The sequence below is a fragment of the Pontibacter coccineus genome (assembly GCF_030546575.1).
Classification (GTDB): domain Bacteria; phylum Bacteroidota; class Bacteroidia; order Cytophagales; family Hymenobacteraceae; genus Pontibacter; species Pontibacter coccineus.
On record NZ_JAUOTN010000004.1, the window covers coordinates 379,990 to 399,080 of the forward strand.

A 19,091-nucleotide genomic window follows, 5' to 3' on the forward strand; every position below is an offset into this window, starting at 1 on the left:
AACCGGTTTTAAGCTTCCGGCAAGCTGGCCTTAGCGTTTGGTTTCTGCGTCACTGCACAGGTATCATGTAGTCGTGCTACGTGATACACTTTACTTTGCTCCCGCCCCGGACACCACCAACACAAATTCCCCTTTGATAGCTTTTGTTGTGAAGGTTTCGATCAGTTCGTCCAGCGTGCCATTGAGGGTCTCTTCAAACATCTTCGAGATTTCACGTGAAACAGAAGCCATGCGCTCGCCCCCGAAGTACTCTTTGAACTGGGTGAGCGTTTTGAGCAGGCGGTGCGGCGACTCGTAGAAAATCATGGTCCGCTCCTCGGCTGCCAAACTGATCAGGCGCGTCTGGCGTCCTTTTTTCAGCGGCAGAAAACCCTCAAAGGTAAACCGATCGGTGCTGAAACCTGATTTAACCAGCGCAGGCACAAAGGCGGTTGCGCCGGGAAGACATTCCACTTTGAGGCCGGCCTTCAGACATTCGCGCACCAGCAGAAAGCCAGGATCAGAAATCCCGGGCGTGCCGGCATCTGATATGAGCGCCATCACCTCCCCTGCCTTCATGCGCTCCGCCAAGTGTGCGCTGGCTTTGTGCTCGTTGTGCAGGTGGTGGCTGTGCATGCGCTTCTCTATACCCAGGTGCTGCAGCAGTTTGCCGCTGGTACGGGTGTCCTCAGCCAGAATCACGTCCACTTCCTTGAGGATGCGTATGGCCCGCAGCGTAATATCCTCCAGGTTGCCGATGGGTGTCGGCACCAGGTATAGGTTGGTTTTTTCAGGTTCCTGCATGCAGCAAAGGTATTACTTAATTGTCGATTGTGCACGGCTGATCGTGCTGCAAACCCGCTGGTTGCGACAGTGGCTCTGCGGCATTATGCGAGCTATACCATCAGGTTGTCGTAGAGTTCGTCGATGCGCCGGGCCAGCTCCACATCCTTGTCTGTCACCGTATTGCCGGCGTCGTGCGTAGTCAGCTCGATCGCTACTTTGTTGTATACATTGCTCCACCACGGATGGTGGTTGAGTTCCTCAGCCACGTCAGCCACTTTGTTCATAAAAGCCATCGCCGCCCTGAAGTCCTTGAACTCGAAGTTGCGGGTAAGTTTATTATCTGTTTCTCTCCACATAATCTGGTGCTGTAATTTAAGGTATAAACGGCTGGCCAACCTCACAAGATGCTAGGCTGCGGTAACTAGGCCAAAAATGCAGGCGTATAGGTATAGCACATTAAAACTATGAAAACTATGGCAAACAAACCAAAAGAAGTACCCGCCCAGGAGCAGGCGGAGCAGCCCGGCAAAGAACACAAAATGACCCCACATCCGGAGTACATACGCGAAAACTACAAAGGCAGCGATAAACTGAAAGGCAAAAAAGCCCTGATCACGGGTGGCGATAGCGGTATAGGGCGTGCCGTGGCCGTGCATTTTGCCCGCGAAGGCGCCGATGTGGCCATCGTATACCTGAACGAGGACAAAGACGCCAAAGACACGCTCAAGCTTATAGAGAAAGAAGGCCGGAAAGGTGTGATTATCTCGGGTGACATTGGCGATGAGGCTTTCTGCAAAAATGCGGTGAAGCAAGCCGTGAAGGAACTTGGCGGTCTTGACATACTGGTGAACAACGCTGCCGAGCAACACGATCAGACTGACCTCCGGGACATATCGAAAGACCAGTTGCAGCGCACCTTCCAAACCAATATTTTCTCGATGTTCTACATGACCAAAGCGGCCCTGGATCACTTGAAGGAAGGTAGCGCCATCGTCAATTCCACTTCCGTTACCTCCTACCGCGGCAGCGACCACCTCATGGATTATGCCTCTACCAAAGGAGCGATCACAGCCTTCACCCGCTCGCTTTCCTCGAACCTGGCCGAAAAGAAAATCCGGGTAAATGCGGTGGCGCCCGGCCCGATCTGGACCCCGCTTATACCTGCCTCATTTGACAAAAAGAAAGTGAAGGAATTTGGCCAGGATGCGCCGTTGGGACGCCCCGGACAGCCATCCGAGGTCGCGCCTGCCTATGTGCTGCTGGCCTCTGAGGACGGCTCTTATATAACCGGCCAGGTGATCCATGTGAACGGAGGCGAACAGGTGGGTAGCTAATCAAATTAAACCATAGCGGCCGAAAAGGAGTAAAAACAGGTATAGCTCCCGAGAGGAGCGCGATAAAAACACAACTATGGAAAACAAGGAAAACGATAAACACGCAGGTGAATCAAATCACAGCGAAGCGGCCAAAAACAGGCCAGTACGTGTAATTGAAGACGATACCACGGATCAGGAATTCCGTGCAGGGCACATCATTCCGGGTGCAGATCCGCCCAAGAACGAGCACCAGCGCGGTGGTTTCGGCAACCGCGACGGCAAAGAAGGCTTTGGCAGCGACACTGCTTCAGAAGGGCCATCGGCAACCGGCGTCAATGATTTTGCTGATGACGGCACGCCGCCACCTGACAACATGCGCACCGAAGACGAAGGGCGCGGTACCTGATCAACTGCATTGAATTTTACACAAGGTATAGCTGCGCTCAGGTATAGGCCGAAGCAGCTTGCCTTCTTTTTTTAACTTAAATACAAGGAGGACACATTATGCCATCATATAAGCATACCCAACCTGGTGGGGAAAATTCAGGAAATCCAACAGGAAAAGGTCAGGACAAAGCAGGCAGCAAGCCCGTAGATCCGAACAGCACAAGAGCTGAGCACGAAGAACTGGAAGAGAAGTATACCGTGGATGATGCGGATGAAACCGGTGCCAACGTGCGCGTGAATAATCCGAACCGTAATCATGATAAGCCCGGCTTAGACAATAACAAGTATAACTAATCAGGAAATAGCTGAAGAGAATAGCACCTGCTCATAACACAGGTGCTATTTTTTTAGCCAATTCACACCGATTCAGACCAGACGCACCCCGCCATGGCCCGATACGCGATCAGTGACATACACGGCTGTGCCCGCACCTTCAGAGCGCTTGTGCTCGAGCAATTGCAGCTCAAGAAAACTGATGAGCTATACCTGCTGGGCGATTACGTAAACAAAGGTCCCGATAGCAAAGGCGTGCTGGATTTTATCATGCACCTCCAAAAGCAGCAGTACCAGGTACACTGCCTGCGCGGCAACCACGACCAGATGCTGCTCAAAGCCGCCTCTAAAGGAGAATCGGCCTTGAACCTGTCAGAGCCGGAAAAAGAAATGGTACTGCAAAATTTTGGGATGCACGACTTCAGAAGACTCCCCACCACATACGCCAGTTTCATAGACTCCCTTCCCTACTACCTCGAACTACCTGACTACTTTCTGGTGCATGCCGGCTTTGACTTCCATCAGGATGATCTGTTCAGAGACAAAGAGGCTATGCTCAACATAAGAAACTATGAAGTTGATTGGAATAAGCTACATAACAAGAGGCTCCTGCACGGCCATACCCCCACTGCCCTCCATGCCATAAAAAAAAGTGTTGCACACCAGGACGCCCGAATTAACCTCGATGCTGGCTGCGTCTACTACAAAAATGCTGCCTATGGCAACCTTGCTGGGTTGGATTTAGACACTAATTTATTGAATATTCAGTGCAATTTAGACCGCCCCTATACTGTTCGCAGAAAGAGCTGATAGTTACTTGTTTAAATAATTATATAGGCTTAAATGATTATATAAAGATTATTTTATACTTAAACAGAGTGTGACAACTGTTGGATTTCAGTGCAATTTGTAAATATTTGATAAAAAAAATAACAATAATTGTATGGAAAATCCCTGTCCTATAATTAATATTGCTTTATATTAATAATCAATTAGACTTATTTAGTTAAAGGGCAAAATAATTCTTCCCAATATTTTAGTAGGTAGAGAATGATTCTGGTAGCTGATATGCCACATATTGGCTACTAACTGGTTAAACTATACCTGTCTAGTTAGTCCTCTAGAGATAGAGTTCTAAAAAATGCTGTAAAAAGCATATGTGGGATTGCTATGTCCATACCTAGGTTCCAGTCAAGCCACCAACCACCCTGTAACTTCCAATTTTTTCGTTCATTATGAAACACACCTACAATCTAACTGCCGCCCTCATCCAGCGGCCAACTGCCAAAGCTTTGGGAACAGCCGCGGCAAGTAAAATTTTTATGTTACTGTTACTAAGCTTCTTCCTGCTGGTGAGTGGGGAGAGTGTGGGGCAGAATGAAGACATGCCCCCCTACAGTAATAGCTTTGATCAAAGCGCTGATTTCGCCACTGTCTTGAGGAGTGGTACCAGTGTTTCTATAGCGAATAGCCAATTACAAATTACCGGAGGAACTGGTCAAAATAATGGATATGAAGGGTATGCGATGATAAATACCAGAAGATTTGACATAAAGGCAGGCTATACATACATTGTAAGTTTTGATGCGGTAGCCTATGACAATGCACAGGCTTCGGGTGGTGTTGTCCAAGTAGTAGCGAATGGCACAGGGATTTCAAATAACAATTTCATAGGTACTCCTCTTGGCGGTAGTGTTACTGTTGCTAAGGATGTTGCTACGAATTTAGTACGTTACACAATTCAGTTTGTGGCGCCTAATGCAGCGAATGCGCAATATCTTGCATTAAAATTGACTAATGCTCAAGGAGGCAACAACTCGGCTTTAACGATTGACAACTTATCAATAACTGGTTCTTGCGCGCCGGCTGCGCCAACAGCAATTGGGTCTGGCAGCTGCACTCCTACGTCCCTCACTTTACTTGCATCAGGAGCTACTTCCACTGAACGTTACCAATGGTATGATGAAAACCAGAATGCTATTTCTGGGGCAACAGCATCAACATATAATACTGGGCACCTAACTAAGAACACTAATTATTACGTAGCCAGAGTTAACTCTATCGGTTGCATAAGCCAAAAGGTTGCTGTACTTGCGCGAATTGGTGATCCTATACCTCCAACAGTGACATCAGATGCGAAATGTGTAAATGGCAATCAAACCATCACTTTTACTGCAAGTGGTGCTGGGGTTAATGAAACTTATAGATGGTATACCGCTGCAGGAGTATTGGTGACAGAAGGTGCAACATTAGTACGCCAAACAAATCAACAGTCAGGTGATTATTATGTGGTAATTGCTGGATCTGGATCCTGCCAGGCGCGTACGAACATCAATGTGCCTAATAATAACCCTATTCCGAGTAATCCAACTGCAATGAATATAAATCAATGTGGTAATGGCTCGGTTAAAATAGAGCCCGCGGTAGAATCAGGTATGAGTTACCTTTGGTATAGCGCAGCTGGCGATTACCTGGGTGAGGGGACTTCTTACATAACACCTGAATTTATAGCTGGAACTGCCCCTGTAAACTATGTTTATAATATCAGGAAGATAAACATTGCGACAAGATGCGAGAGTAGTGCCATTGCTCAAATTACAGTAACGGTTACACCTGTGCCAGAAGCTAACCCAATTATAGGTCAGGCAGCAGTATGCCAAGGAGTGACAGGTGTTACTTATAGTGTGCCTGCTATATCTGGTGCAACATATTCATGGGTTATAACACCCGATGCTGGATCCGCAGGTGCAATCATAAATGCTGGCGCAGGTACAAACCAAATAACGGTAGACTATCCTGCATCTACCTACAGAGGCAATATATCTGTTACAGTCTCGAATGTTTGTAACACATATACCTCAAACTTATCGGTACAGGCATCAGGCAATAATACTGCTACAGGAAACATTATTGAGCCAAATGACTTGGAGCTCGACAAACCAGCGGTATTTAAATTTGTAACCAATGTACCAGAAGCTGAAATCGAAAGTATTCAGTGGTTTAAAAATGAAACGGGATCTACTACCTGGATAAAGGGAACAACAAGTAGAGATTGGGTGATGGATCAAATGCCAGGAAACATTGATGGATTCAGAGTTGCCATTCGAGTAAGAAACCCGAGCGTAGCATGCTTAGCTAGTCTTGGCAATTTAGGCATCGAAGGTTTTGAGGCAAATTCCTTTTATATCGATGACCTTCCTATCACTCCCCTCCCTGTAGAACTTTTGTTCTTCAAAGCGCAGGCACAAACCAAAGGCGTGAACTTAACCTGGGCAACTGCTTCGGAACTAGAGAACAAAGGCTTCGAAGTGCAGGTATCAAACAACGGCAGAGATTTCAAGGCAATTGGTTTTGTGGAAAGTAAAGTAGGAACAACTTCGTTACGTCAGGAATATAGCTTCCTGGATACAAAAGCTGTATCCGGTACACGTTACTACCGCCTGAAGCAGGTTGACTTTGACGGCACTACTTCCTATTCACCAATCAGAGCTGTTGCCTTGACCGAAGGTAATGGTACAGCTTCGGCATACCCGAACCCTTTTGATGACGCCGTTATCGTGACACTTAGTGGGACTGAGGCACGCAATGTGCAGGTAGTATTAATGGATGCCATGGGGAAAGTGCTGCAACAGCGCACTGAGGAAACCTCTGGTAACTCTATCACAGTCGATATGCGCAGTATTACGACAAAGGGGATGTATGTACTGCATGTACTTGACAACGATAAAAAGCATACCTTTAAGCTAATGAAGCGCTAGCAATTAGATAAAACTAGCTTTTTAAAGGGCAGCTGCAATAATATGCAGCTGCCCTTTTTGCTTTATGGTAAAGGTACATTCCGCGTTATTGGCCAGGTAACAAGAGGGCTTGGCCCTTACTAGGTAAGTGGAAGATGGAAGTCAGTATAGTATAAAGAAAGGCGTAAAAAAACAAGAGAATTATTGGCAACAGGGGCTACGTCTTAAGGAGGTTAAACCTAATAAATAGAGTACTGATAAATATAATTGAAAGCAAATAGAAGCTAGTGACATTATCTGCAAAAGTGGGATCAAGAAAAACTATTTTATATACATAAATCAAAATGTTTATCAAATTGTGCAATAGGCGTGCGCGGTAGATAGGATTAAAGTTAGAGGTATAATAATAAGAATTTTATATATATACTTTTACAATGCAATATAAGAAGAACAATGTGTGAACGCTTTTTATTCATATACTAGGTAGGCCTATAACAAAAAGCGTACGAGCGCCCTTGAATGGGCCTATATATAAAAAAGGCCATTACAAATCAAAAAAGGCATATTACTAAGTAAATATTAAAATCGGACAAAAAAAGAGTCTAATTTATTGCTGAAATGAAAGATAAATTATCTTATTTTGTGGCAATCAACTTTTCATTAAAACAGCACAATAAAATTAGTAACCCTTAACTTTTAGCTATGGCACAACTCTACAACCCACCATTAGGCCGGCTTTTACGTACCCTGCTCCTGCAGTGCGTGATCATGCTGGGTCTAGTCTCCGCCGGTATGGCGCAGGCTCCAACTACCAATACGACAGTTACCTATGGAGGCCCATGGTTTGGATCAACACAAGGTGGTAATGTCACATCCAATAGGCTGGTAACAGATGGTGACGATTTGGCACCCAGTACCACAGGTGGCTCTGCTCAACTACGATATACAGATTCATATGTAAATGTGAAACTTCAGGATGCTGGTAGTACAGGACAAACGGGCTACAAAGTTAGTTATACCCTGAAAGCTACCACGACTCGCTCATCATACAATGCGAAGGTACGCGTAAGCTATCTGCTTTACGATGGAGAGAGTGAAGTGAATGTTTCCGGAGAGTTGGTTACTGTTACAACAACTGCCAACCGCAACAGTCTATACCTGCCAAACAACGTAACCAATGTCAAGTTCCAGCTAGAGGAAGTCTCAAATGCCTATGTTTTTCTGGATGCTATTACAGTATCTCAGGAGCCTGAGATTGCTGGCTTTACACCAAGTCAGGGGCTTCCAAAGGAGATTGTGACGGTAACTGGTAAGCACTTGGACGAGGCGACCCAAGTATATTTCGGGAATGTAGTTGCAACACCGATCGACAAAGCTGATGAAATGCTGACTGTAGCCGTGCCATACGGTGTGAAGACAGACAAGATTACTGTTGTAAATCCATACGGCTTTGCAATAGGTGAAAATGAGTTTGTTGTGCCAGCGCCGGTATTTAATGCGACCACAGCTTTCAGCCCAAGTGAAGCAGCGCCTGGTCAGACAATCACTGTTTATGGCCAGAATTTCACGGGAGTGAATCAAGTGCTGTTTAATGGTGTAGCAGCAGTTCCTACTACCATTAAATACGAAGCAGAGACAGAAGATTCAGAAATTACAGTAACCATTCCACTAGGAGCTACATCGGGCCCTTTAACTGTATCCAGCCCAGCTGGCTCAACGGTGAGCACTTCAACATTCACTGTTCTAGGTCCTCAAATCTTAGTGCAAGAAGACGAACCAAACGCAGGTTTTGAGTTTTACCCTGCAACTGGTAGTGCTGGCGATGAGGTAACCATCTATGGTAAATACTTTCTAGCAGTAACAGAAGTACAGTTCAATGGGGTAAAAGCAACCAATTTCAGTGTAGTTAACGATAGCACTATAAAAGTAACCGTACCACTCGGGGCAGGAACAGGTGTAATAAAAGTACTTGCGCCAGCAGGAGAAGATGAAAGTTCAGTTGCGTTCGATGTGCCTGCGCCAAAGTTTGCTGATTACGATGCTGAATCCAGCAAATTCCAGTTCAGCCCGAACACAGCCGGGCCAGGAATGCAGATTAAGCTGTTTGGCACAAACATGTCAAGCGTGACGACTGTGCTGTTTGCTGGTAACAATGGTGCTGGTGTAGAGGCTGCTATTGCACAGCCGACAAGAGATGATGAGTTAACTGTAACAGTGCCGGATGGTGCAGAAACTGGCACTATCAGAATTTTTGCGTCAGGTGCTGGCAAAGAAGACGAAAGTGAGCAGGTGTTCAACTTCGTGCCAACGCCTGTTATTACGGCTGTAACTACCACTACTGGCGGCTCTGTCTATGGTATAGTTCCAGCTGAAGGGACTACAGACACTGTGAAGATTTCTGGTGAAAACTTCCTGACCGCTGAGCAAGTGGTTTTCGGCAGCACTACAATCGGACTTTATGATGCGGAGACAAGACCAAATGGATTCCAGATAAACGAAGCAGGAACAGAAATCATATTCCCGCTCGTAACAGGGATGGCCACTGGTAGCATCACTGTAAAAACAAAAGGTGGTGAAGCAGCATGGGAAGGTCCATTAGAAGTGATCTACCAGCCTTCAGTTATCAGCATCAGCCCAACCAAAGGTCCACTTGGCAGAGCAATCACCATCACAGGTCAGTATCTGAAGTATGTGTCTGAAGTAACATTCCTAGGAAGCACAGAAGGTGCCGGGCAGACAGTTACTTTGGAAACACCAAATGCGAAAGATAACGAGTTGGTAGTGACAGTTCCTGCAGGTACCACAACCGGTGTGCTTCGCTTGACAAACCCTGCTGGCACAACTACCACGACTCAACAATATGAAGTTGTTCTGATCCCGGTAATCACAGCTTTCAATCCTGTAGAAGGGGTAGTTGGTGATGAAGTGACCATTGAGGGTTATAACTTCACAGGAACAACATCAGTTAAATTCGGTGCTTTAGAGGCAACTTCTTTTGAGGTAGCTTCTGATGAATTGATGACAGCGGTTGTGCCAGACGGTGCCCAAACCAGCCTGATTGAAATCACAAATGGTGTAGGCCCAGGTACAAGCGAAGCCGAATTTAAGATAATCCAGAAGCCAACTATCACTACTGTATCTCCACTAAGAGGTATAGCTGGCGAGATTGTAAAAATTACGGGCACAAACTTCTACGGCAATCTGTTGGTAACTTTCTTGGGTAGCGAAGAAGAGAATGATGAGACCACGGTAACAGTTGCAAGCGCGAATGTGAATGAAGCGTATACGCAGCTAACTGTAGCTGTACCTGTTGGTACTGTTACAGGCAAACTCATGGTAACGAATGCTGCCGGTGATAGCGAGCATAGCACGGACATCTACGAAATCATAACAAAACCGGAAATCGTTAGTTTCAACCCGACCGAGGGTAAAGTGGGCGATATAGTTACCATTACAGGTTGGTTGCTGGACCAAGTGACTACTGTAGAGTTTAACGGTACATCCACCACACCAATCACAGAAGGAAGAACAAATAGGTCGTTCACAGTTGCTGTGCCAATGGATGCCACTACTGGTCCGCTGGCACTGCTAGTAGATGGGACTGAAATGTTCAACACAGAAGAAGACATCTTCACGGTTATACCTGCACCAATTATTACATCAGTAGAAAAAGACGGAAGTGGTGTAGCAGGCACGGTTGTAAGAATTATAGGTAGCAACTTCACTAGTGTTACGAAAGTTACGTTCTTGGGGACAACAGCAACAGGTGACGATACAGATGCTACACCATTCACCATCAATGCTGAAGGAACAGTGATTACGACTACGGTTCCTTACGCTGCCATTACTGGCAAAATCCAGGTGATAGCTCCAGCCGGAAATGGTATCAGCCCAGAGGACTTCATTGTGCCTATACCTGTTATCACGGCAGTATCGCGCAACTCAAGTTATGCTAATGAACTCGTGACTATTACCGGTAACTACTTCACCAACATGACGAGGCTAACATTCAATGGTATGCCTGCTGATATCACAGGAGTAACCATAGAAGTAAATGAAAATGGCGTAGAGTCAGTAACGGTTAAAGCACCGTTTGATGCTGGCACTGGTCTTATTGCCTTGACCACCCCTGCTGGTGTGAGCAATAGTTCAGCAGGCTATACCGTGATTGAGCCGGTTATCAGCGCTATTTCAGTTAACCAAGGTTACGCAGAGAAGACAACTGTAACTATTACAGGTGCCGACTTCATGACGTACTTCAACGGAACTAAAGTGTTAAGTGACGGTACGCCAATAGTTCGCTTCAATGGTACACTGGCAACAATTGTGGGAACACCTACAGATGAAAGTATTACAGTTGAAGTACCGGTAGGCGCAACTTCTGGTTCAATAAGCGTACAATCTTTGAGCGGTATCGGTTATAGCGAAACCTTTAACATCCTATTTCCAAGCATTACAGCTTACACGATCAACCCAGCTTATGCAGGTCAGACAATTACGATTACTGGTGATAACTTCATTGATATTGAAGAGTTAACCTTTAAGGGTGTAGTTGTTCCGATTGTTTCAAAAGTTGAACGTGAAACAGGTGGAACGATCACATTTGTAGCACCATACATTGAAGACCCAGGCAATACTGGTACAGGATCTTTAATTGTAAAAACCAAAACCGGAAGCAGCAAAGAGGCAAGCAACTTCACGGTGATTAAGCCGAGCATTACGTCTATCACACCAATCAGGGTTTACGCAGGTATAGGTGCTCAAGTAACTATCGCAGGCGCCAACTTCATGGGATACTATGACACAAATGAAGGAGCTGTTAGGCAGGCAGTGCCAACAGTACGTTTCAATGGAAGTACGATAGATGCTACTGTAGCAGACGGTGCCACAGAATCACAACTTGTAGTAGCAGTGCCGCAAGATGCAACTACTGGCGCGGTGACTATTCGTAGCGGTAGTGGTGTTAGAACGGAAAGCACAGTAGAAATTATCGGTGCACCAAGATTTAGAGCTACTAGTACCTTTGTTGCTAACTCAGGGACAGCAGGTACTCCTGTTTTCACTTCTTTTGTTATTCATGGTGCAAACTTCGATCAGGCTAGCAAAGTTGAGTTCCTGGGGACTGCTGCAAGTGGTGATGAAGTGGTAATGACAACTGGATTCACGGTGAATGCTACAGGAACGCAAATTTCACTTTCTGTTCCGGCAGGCGCCGTGGCTGGCCCTATAGCGGTTACGACACCTTACAACAACGGTGGGCTAAACGCTGAAGGCACTACTGTGAAAAGCACAAGCAACTTCAGGGTAGTAAATGCACCGACCATTACGAGCATTGCCACTACTGCTGGTGCCGTTAGCACAACAATTCGAATCAATGGTACGAACCTGTGGGATGTCATGTCAATTCGTAATGGCAAAGCCAAAGTGTTCTTCAAGACTCATAACCCAACTTACGCGATCCCGAATGCAGAGGAGGAAAAACAAGAGATAGAAGTTACAGTAGGCAATTACGACAACGTATGGGGAACATGGCTGGAAGTGACAGTACCTGCAAAAGCAATCTCTGGCGCTATTCGAGTAGAGAACATCGCAGGCAGTGTAATGTCGGCAGAGACATTTGATGTAACGACGCCAATGATTGTTAGATTTGAGAAAGAAAATAACAGCGTTATTGAAGCGGACAATGCAGCTCGTCTACTCGAAACAGTGTATGTAAAAGGCTACAAACTGACGGGGGTTGGAACTATCAAAATAGGCGGAACTTCAGTAAGAAACTTCTACGAAGAAGATGAATACTCTCTGGAGATGATTGTGCCAAGAGGTGCTACTACTGACGAAGTAACCATTACTTCTACCGGTGGCACAGAGACAAGCAGTACGGACCTGTTTATCAATCAGCCAGTTATCAACTTTGTTCGAAACAGCCAGAGTATAACTGGAATGAAGTTTTCGACAGAACCGGGTAAAGAAGTAATGCAATCATATACGTTGAGTGCCTCAAGCCTTGCATATGGGGAGCAAATACTCAGTGTGGCACTCACTGATGGTACAATGCCTTACACAGTATTGCTGGAAGGCGTAGAAACCGATTACAAGAAAGGGTTTGATCTAACAGTTGATGAAAACGGAAATGTAACTGAACAAGTGGTAACAGTAAAATTCGCTCCGATAGAAAGTGGATCTTACAATACTACTTTAAATCACAGAACAAATCTGTATCCGACCACTAGGCTACTGCAACTGAATGGTGATGCGATCATCCCACTCCCAGTAGAGCTCATCGCCTTCAACGCTAGAAAAGAAGGCAATGGTGTTCAACTGACATGGGCAACGGCTTCTGAACTGGACAACGACTACTTCGAGGTGCAGATGACGGAAGACCTGAAAGGTGAATTTAAGGCGGTAGGCAAAGTGAAGAGCAGAGTGAATACGACTTCGCTTCGTCAGGACTACCAGTTCAACCACAAAGGCAACTTCAACGGCACGCGTTACTACAGACTGAAGCAGGTGGACCTCGATGGTACAACTGATTACAGCAAAGTGGTAGCCGTATCGTCTACCGGAGTAAACCTGGCAGTTGGTCCAAGAGTGTATCCTAACCCAATCAACGCTGACTCTAAGTTGGTATATAATGCCGACAGAGCAGGTAAGTTGAATGTGCGTATCGTGAACATGAATGGCTCAGCCGTACAGAACTTAAGCTACGACATCGAAGAAGGTGAGAACACCATCCTTCTGAACCTGAACAACAACCTGCCAAAAGGAATTTACATCCTGATGACAGAGTTTAATGGTAAGACAGAGCAGGTGAAGCTGATGAAACAGTAGACCTAAAGCTTACTTGTTATAAAAGAAGGCCCGCCAACAATGGCGGGCCTTCTTGTTTATAGAGAATTTTTCAATAGCGGGTTACTCTCTTTATTGCCAAAATAAATTATGGACTAACAAATCCAGCAACTTAGGTGCCATCGTAGATAAACATTTGAAACATTGGTTTATTCAGGCACAAGCTTTAATTTTGAAGGAATATAAAACCAAAGAAGCCATGCAGAAAGACACAGCCATATTTGACCTGATTGCAAAAGAAAAAGCACGCCAGACCCACGGCATCGAACTGATCGCGTCCGAGAACTTTGTTTCGGAGCAGGTGATGGAGGCGATGGGCAGCGTGATGACCAACAAGTACGCCGAAGGCCTGCCGGGCAAGCGCTACTATGGCGGTTGCGAAATTGTGGATCAGTCAGAGCAGTTGGCGATCGATCGTGCAAAGGAGCTTTTTGGGGCAAGCTGGGCCAACGTACAGCCACACTCCGGTGCGCAGGCTAACGCTGCTGTGATGCTCGCCGTGTTGCAGCCGGGCGACAAGATCCTGGGTTTTGACCTGTCGCATGGCGGTCACCTGACGCACGGTTCCCCGGTTAACTTCTCGGGCAAACTGTACCAGCCTAGCTTCTATGGCGTGGAGCAGGAAACAGGACTGATCGATTTTGACAAAGTAGTGGAAACAGCGCGTCGCGAGCAGCCGAAGCTGATCATCTGTGGTGCTTCTGCCTACAGCCGCGACTGGGATTATAAAAAACTGCGTGCCGCTGCCGATGAGGTAGGCGCATTGCTGATGGCGGATATCTCCCACCCTTCCGGCCTGATTGCCAAAGGTCTTTTGAACAACCCATTTGAGCATTGCCACATCATTACCACCACCACGCACAAAACACTGCGCGGACCAAGAGGCGGCATGATCATGATGGGCAAAGACTTTGAGAACCCATTTGGCATCAAGACTCCGAAAGGCGAAATCCGCATGATGTCTTCGTTGCTGGACGGCGCCGTGTTCCCGGGCACACAGGGCGGACCGCTGGAGCACGTGATCGCGGCCAAGGCAGTGGCATACTACGAGGCTTTGTCCAATGACTACATGGGCTATATCAAGCAGGTGCAGCAGAATGCGCAGGCTATGGCAACCGCTTTTGTGGAGCGCGGCTACAACATCATATCAGGGGGTACAGACAACCACATGATGCTGATCGACCTGCGCACGAAAGGTATAACAGGCAAGCTGGCCGAAAATACACTGGTTAAGGCAGACATCACCATCAACAAGAACATGGTGCCTTTTGATGACAAGTCGCCGTTCGTGACTTCAGGTATGCGAATAGGAACAGCTGCTATCACAACGCGTGGTCTTAAGGAGGCGGATATGGCCCGCATCGTGGAGCTGATCGATGATGTGCTGACCCACAATGAGAACGAAAGCAAAATAGAAGCTGTGCGCAAAGAAGTAAACAGCTGGATGAAAGACTACCCACTTTTTGCTTATTAATCACACAATAAGAGTACCTAAGAGCGACGATTGATGGACCAACCGTACCTGGAAGAAGGAGTAGGAGAGCCGCAGCAGGAAATGTCCTTTGTGGATCATCTGGAAGAGTTAAGGTGGCACATCATCCGCTCACTCGCCTCTATTCTGATCTTTGCCGTTGCCGCCTTTTTGGCAAAAGGCTTCGTTTTTCATGATATTATCCTGGCCCCCTCCCGCCCGGACTTCCTGAGCTATCGGTTTATGTGCGATGTAGGTCAGTGGATAGGCTCCGATGTGCTGTGTATAGAAGACTTGGGTTTTACCATCCAAAGCCGTCAGATGAGCGGGCAGTTCTCCATGCACATCATGGTGTCGTTAGTGCTGGGCCTGGCCCTTGCCTTCCCCTATGCCTTCTGGGAGATCTGGCGATTTGTGAAGCCCGGCTTGTACCCTCAGGAGCAGCAGAGCTCACGTGGGGCTGTGTTTTGGGTGTCGATCCTGTTTGCACTAGGGCTGCTGTTCGGCTACTATGTGGTATCCCCTATCTCGATCAACTTTCTGGCAGGGTACCAGGTAGACCCCTCTATTTTAAATGAGTTTGACCTTACCTCCTACATCTCAACGCTCACGACCCTTTGCCTGGCTTGTGCCCTTATGTTTGAGCTGCCTGTAATCGTGTACTTCTTTACCAAAGCAGGCCTGCTCTCACCGGAAGTGATGAAGCTATACCGGAGACATGCCGTTGTCGTTATTTTGATTGTGGCAGCGGTCATCACTCCTCCGGATGTGATCAGTCAGCTCATCATATCCATTCCGCTGATCATCCTATACGAAGTAAGTATCAGTGTGTCGAGAAGGATCATCAAACGTGATTTGAAAAAATTGAACGAAAGTAACGCTTAAAACTATGGGATATAAAATAGCGATCGGCGGCGACCATGCCGGATTTACTTATAAAAACCTGCTGAAAGAACAGTTAACGGCAGCCGGTCACGAAGTAACGGACTTTGGTCCGGGATCAGACGCCTCGGTAGATTATCCGGATCATGTGCACCCGCTTGCGAAGGCTGTGGTAAGTAAAGAGGCTGATTTTGGTGTCCTGATCTGCGGTAGCGGAAACGGGGTGGCCATGACAGCCAATAAGTACCAGGAGATACGGGCGGCCCTCTGCTGGCAGACAGAGCTGGCTAAGCTATCCCGGGAGCACAACAACGCCAACGTCCTCTGCATACCTGCCCGCTTCGTATCGCAGGAGGTAGCGGCTGACATGACACACGTGTTTCTGGAGACAGCGTTTGAGGGTGGGCGCCACCAGAATAGAGTAGATAAAATTCCGGTTTGCTAAGTCAGGTATAGCCTGTTAACGGACTCTCTTATAAACTGCCGCTGTTTGCGTAGGCGTATAGCCATCGAAAACGGACGGCAGTTTGTGTTTTAGCTGCGGCATAAGCCCCACCTGGTCTACAATGTATTCGGGTGCTGCCTGGCGGAAATTCTGGTAGAGATCATACACGGCCTGGTACTCATCGAGGCGGCCGAAGTGACGCTGCGACAGCTGCCAGTTAAGGTATGGCGTCGCCAGCTTATTATGCTCGTAGTAACTCAGGTCTTCACCCAGCACCAAAACAGAGCTACCCTTAACCGCTCCGCTCGCACCGCCCTTCGGAAGCAACAACTGCGAGTCATCAATTTTCATAAAGGATGCGATGCCCAGGGGCTGTCGGTAGCGGATTAGCAGTACCCCACCCAGCAGGATAAAAAACATCAGGTTCAATATCCACTTCTTGATGCGGCTTGTAAACAGAAATTCGCCAAAATAGGCAATGGGCGGCAGTATGACCACAAAGGATCCAACAGACAACTCATGGCGGGTTACTAATACCATAATGCTTACCACGAGCCACACCGTCATGAGTTGCTGAAACTTGCCTTGGAAAACGAGGCGCTGCGGCAGCGAAGTAGTACTGATGAGTGAGAGGAGTAAAATGGCCGCCGGAAGTGCTAGTGCAAGTGCCAGGTGTGCCGGCGGCACCAGAGGGTTGAAACCAAACTGCCAGGGCTGCAGCAGGTGCATCTCCACAAACTGGGAGGCTGTATTGGTGTACAGGTAATAGGTAAACAGCACGGCATACGGGAAAGCAAAGCCGCATAGCATTAACAGGAAGCTTCTGAATGTATTGGAAGCGAAGAGCACGACACCAAAAGCCGCCACCAGCAGAAACTGGGCCAGAGGCAGATAGCTAAGAGCCGCAAGCCCCACCATAAACCCCCCGACAAACAGGCGGTTGTTTTCAAAACCCTCCCGCGAGATGGTAATAATATAAGGGAGCGACAGAATAAGGAAGGTGTTGCCGATCAGCAGCGGGGTCAGCATGTCAAACTCAAAGGTAAGGCTGCCCATGAGCAGGTATAACAAAGCAGGAATGTAGCCTTTGCCGGCGTATACCTGGTGCCGGTTGAGCGTCACGTTAAACATGATCGCCTGAAAGAGCAGCAGCAGAGTAGCCACGATCCGGTAACTCAGGTATGAGCGCCCCGCTATCACATCGATGGTCCAGTACACGAATGCCGAAAGGGGTGCCGTGGTGTCGTAAATATCGCGGTACATGGCGAAACCACCCGCCATCCGCTCCCCTACCAGCATATGCAGCAGCTCGGATGAGGTAGCAGGTATACCCAAAAAGAGAAGAGGCAACCGGATAGCCAGGAACAGTAATACCAGCAAAAATAAGCGGGAAGGCAGTATGCTTCGGAAGTAACTAATCAAAGGAAGACGGAGTTAGAAAGAACTATACACCAGCCTGAGCCGAAATGAGTACGGCACAATTGGGGTAAAAATGCGAAATTAATATGATATTTGCATCTTCAATATGGAAAGTAAAAGACAACAAAAATTTTCGCGCCTTATTCAGAAGGAGTTGGCAGAGGTCTTCCAGCGGGAAGTGCCACACTTGTTCGGAGGCGCCTATATATCGGTAAGCGTAGTGCGTGTGTCGCCCGACCTGGGACTGGCACGTGTATACCTGAGCGTGATGAACGCCAAGGACGGCAACGAGATGCTGCTGCAGGAGCTACGGGTCAATACCAAAACGGTCCGCCATCTGCTGGCCCAGCGTATCAAAAGTCAGGTGCGCGTTGTGCCTGAGCTCGTGTTCTTCCTCGACGATACCGCTGAGTACTCTGCCAAGATCGACAAGCTATTTGCTAACCTCGACATACCCCCTGCTCCCGAGGAAGACGAGGAGGACGACACCTATACCCGCTAAGAAGCAGCAACACCCTTATGCAGTACGACCCGATTAAGCGTGTGCTGGGCGATGTTTTTAACAAGACCCCATTCCTGCGCCGCGTATTTTACAACCTGCTGGACCTGCTCCTGCTGCGTGCCTGGCACGTGCACAAGGAGTTGCGCGAGTGGGCCGCCAACCGCAAAAACGATGAGCAGCACATACTGGATGCGGGCTCCGGCTTCGGACAGTATACCTACTGGCTCTCGAGCCAGAGCAGCAAGTGGAGCATACTGGCCGTCGATGTTAAGGAAGAGCAGATTTCAGACAGCAACCGCTTTTTCAGAGCCATCGGGCGGCAGAATGTGCTGTTCCGGATTGGCGATCTGGTCAAGTACCGCGAGGAAAACACCTACGACCTGATCCTGTCAGTGGACGTGATGGAGCATATTCTGGAAGATGTGGAAGTGTTCCGCAATTTTCAGGCATCATTGGTGCCGGGCGGCATGCTGGTCATCTCCACCCCGTCTGACCAGGGAGGCTCAGACGTGCATGGCGACGATGAAACCTCGTTTATAGAGGAGCACGTGCGCGACGGTTATAACATCCGCGAAATTCAGGATAAGCTTTTCTCGGCCGGTTTCAGCAAAGTGGAGGCACGTTACTCTTACGGCAAACCAGGGCAAATCTCGTGGCGACTATCCATGAAGTATCCGCTCCTGATGCTGAATACATCCAAGGCTTTCTTCATTCTGCTACCATTCTATTACCTGATCACGTTTCCGATAAGCTTGATATTAAACTGGCTTGATGTAAACGGCAACCATGCTTCGGGCACAGGTCTGATCGTGAAAGCCTGGAAATAAATTTAATTGTTGATGGCTTAATTGCTAAATTGTTGATTCAACACAATGATTAAGTTGATGTGGAAGTTGTCATAAAACCGAGTTGTTGCCATGCTTTATAAATAGGTATAGCGGGAGGCAGGTGAAAGCCAGGCCAGGTATGCTGAAATACCTGGAGCTGG

14 protein-coding genes are annotated in these 19,091 nt (G+C 47.5%); 11 read left to right on the forward strand and 3 right to left on the reverse strand.

The annotated features are described in order from the left end of the window. Window positions 1–90: 90 nt before the first annotated feature. The gene (gene rsmI / locus Q4E40_RS11650) at window positions 91–783 is read right to left on the reverse strand and encodes a 16S rRNA (cytidine(1402)-2'-O)-methyltransferase (protein ID WP_303412336.1); all 693 of its coding nucleotides are present in this window, start codon (window positions 781–783) and stop codon (window positions 91–93) included. Between the two features lie 92 nt (window positions 784–875). Beyond that, window positions 876–1,124, reverse strand: coding sequence for a 4a-hydroxytetrahydrobiopterin dehydratase (locus Q4E40_RS11655; RefSeq protein WP_303412624.1), 249 nt, complete (start codon window positions 1,122–1,124; stop codon window positions 876–878). 105 nt (window positions 1,125–1,229) lie between these two features. Between Q4E40_RS11655 and Q4E40_RS11660 the strand changes: the two genes are divergently transcribed. The 9 genes from Q4E40_RS11660 (at window position 1,230) to rpiB (ending at window position 16,182) form a co-directional block, all read left to right on the forward strand. Beyond that, window positions 1,230–2,099 (forward strand): SDR family oxidoreductase, encoded by an 870-nt coding sequence (locus Q4E40_RS11660; RefSeq protein WP_303412337.1) that lies wholly within the window; start codon window positions 1,230–1,232, stop codon window positions 2,097–2,099. Between the two features lie 76 nt (window positions 2,100–2,175). Continuing rightward, entirely contained in the window at window positions 2,176–2,487 is a 312-nt protein-coding gene (locus tag Q4E40_RS11665; protein ID WP_303412339.1) for a hypothetical protein, read from the forward strand. 98 nt (window positions 2,488–2,585) lie between these two features. Then, on the forward strand, window positions 2,586–2,822 hold the full coding sequence (locus Q4E40_RS11670) for a hypothetical protein (protein ID WP_303412341.1): 237 nt from the start codon (window positions 2,586–2,588) through the stop codon (window positions 2,820–2,822). Window positions 2,823–2,915: 93 nt separating this feature from the next. Next, complete coding sequence (locus Q4E40_RS11675; protein WP_303412343.1) at window positions 2,916–3,611, forward strand: metallophosphoesterase family protein; 696 nt, start codon at window positions 2,916–2,918, stop codon at window positions 3,609–3,611. Window positions 3,612–4,036: 425 nt separating this feature from the next. Then, a complete protein-coding gene (locus Q4E40_RS11680) occupies window positions 4,037–6,559 on the forward strand; it encodes an Ig-like domain-containing protein (protein ID WP_303412344.1) in 2,523 nt (840 codons plus the stop codon). Window positions 6,560–7,240: 681 nt separating this feature from the next. Next, a complete protein-coding gene (locus Q4E40_RS11685; RefSeq protein ID WP_303412345.1) occupies window positions 7,241–13,366 on the forward strand; it encodes an IPT/TIG domain-containing protein in 6,126 nt (2,041 codons plus the stop codon). A 217-nt stretch (window positions 13,367–13,583) separates the two neighbouring features. Further along, window positions 13,584–14,858, forward strand: a complete 1,275-nt coding sequence (gene glyA / locus Q4E40_RS11690; RefSeq protein ID WP_303412347.1) for a serine hydroxymethyltransferase — start codon at window positions 13,584–13,586, stop codon at window positions 14,856–14,858. A gap of 33 nt (window positions 14,859–14,891) precedes the next feature. Beyond that, window positions 14,892–15,740: a twin-arginine translocase subunit TatC gene (gene tatC, locus Q4E40_RS11695; protein WP_303412626.1), complete on the forward strand. Its 849-nt coding sequence runs from the start codon at window positions 14,892–14,894 to the stop codon at window positions 15,738–15,740. Window positions 15,741–15,744: 4 nt separating this feature from the next. Continuing rightward, complete coding sequence (gene rpiB / locus Q4E40_RS11700; protein WP_303412348.1) at window positions 15,745–16,182, forward strand: ribose 5-phosphate isomerase B; 438 nt, start codon at window positions 15,745–15,747, stop codon at window positions 16,180–16,182. 15 nt (window positions 16,183–16,197) lie between these two features. Here the strand turns inward: rpiB and Q4E40_RS11705 are convergent, their stop codons facing one another. Beyond that, window positions 16,198–17,562 carry a hypothetical protein gene (locus tag Q4E40_RS11705; protein ID WP_303412349.1) on the reverse strand — a complete coding sequence of 455 codons (1,365 nt, stop codon included), beginning with the start codon at window positions 17,560–17,562 and terminating at the stop codon, window positions 16,198–16,200. A 145-nt stretch (window positions 17,563–17,707) separates the two neighbouring features. On the opposite strand from Q4E40_RS11705, the gene rbfA reads away from it, so the two are divergent. Continuing rightward, window positions 17,708–18,103 carry a 30S ribosome-binding factor RbfA gene (gene rbfA / locus Q4E40_RS11710; RefSeq protein ID WP_303412351.1) on the forward strand — a complete coding sequence of 132 codons (396 nt, stop codon included), beginning with the start codon at window positions 17,708–17,710 and terminating at the stop codon, window positions 18,101–18,103. A gap of 17 nt (window positions 18,104–18,120) precedes the next feature. After that, on the forward strand, window positions 18,121–18,930 hold the full coding sequence (locus tag Q4E40_RS11715; protein WP_303412353.1) for a class I SAM-dependent methyltransferase: 810 nt from the start codon (window positions 18,121–18,123) through the stop codon (window positions 18,928–18,930). Window positions 18,931–19,091 lie beyond the last annotated feature (161 nt).

Bases quoted from the DNA above. Each gene is read 5' to 3' on its own strand.
- rsmI (WP_303412336.1), bottom strand. From the start codon at position 783: ATGCAGGAACCTGAAAAAACCAACCTATACCTGGTGCCGACACCCATC.
- Q4E40_RS11660 (WP_303412337.1), top strand. From the start codon at position 1,230: ATGAAAACTATGGCAAACAAACCAAAAGAAGTACCCGCCCAGGAGCAG.
- Q4E40_RS11665 (WP_303412339.1), top strand. From the start codon at position 2,176: ATGGAAAACAAGGAAAACGATAAACACGCAGGTGAATCAAATCACAGC.
- Q4E40_RS11670 (WP_303412341.1), top strand. From the start codon at position 2,586: ATGCCATCATATAAGCATACCCAACCTGGTGGGGAAAATTCAGGAAAT.
- Q4E40_RS11675 (WP_303412343.1), top strand. From the start codon at position 2,916: ATGGCCCGATACGCGATCAGTGACATACACGGCTGTGCCCGCACCTTC.
- Q4E40_RS11680 (WP_303412344.1), top strand. From the start codon at position 4,037: ATGAAACACACCTACAATCTAACTGCCGCCCTCATCCAGCGGCCAACT.
- Q4E40_RS11685 (WP_303412345.1), top strand. From the start codon at position 7,241: ATGGCACAACTCTACAACCCACCATTAGGCCGGCTTTTACGTACCCTG.
- glyA (WP_303412347.1), top strand. From the start codon at position 13,584: ATGCAGAAAGACACAGCCATATTTGACCTGATTGCAAAAGAAAAAGCA.
- tatC (WP_303412626.1), top strand. From the start codon at position 14,892: ATGGACCAACCGTACCTGGAAGAAGGAGTAGGAGAGCCGCAGCAGGAA.
- rpiB (WP_303412348.1), top strand. From the start codon at position 15,745: ATGGGATATAAAATAGCGATCGGCGGCGACCATGCCGGATTTACTTAT.
- rbfA (WP_303412351.1), top strand. From the start codon at position 17,708: ATGGAAAGTAAAAGACAACAAAAATTTTCGCGCCTTATTCAGAAGGAG.
- Q4E40_RS11715 (WP_303412353.1), top strand. From the start codon at position 18,121: ATGCAGTACGACCCGATTAAGCGTGTGCTGGGCGATGTTTTTAACAAG.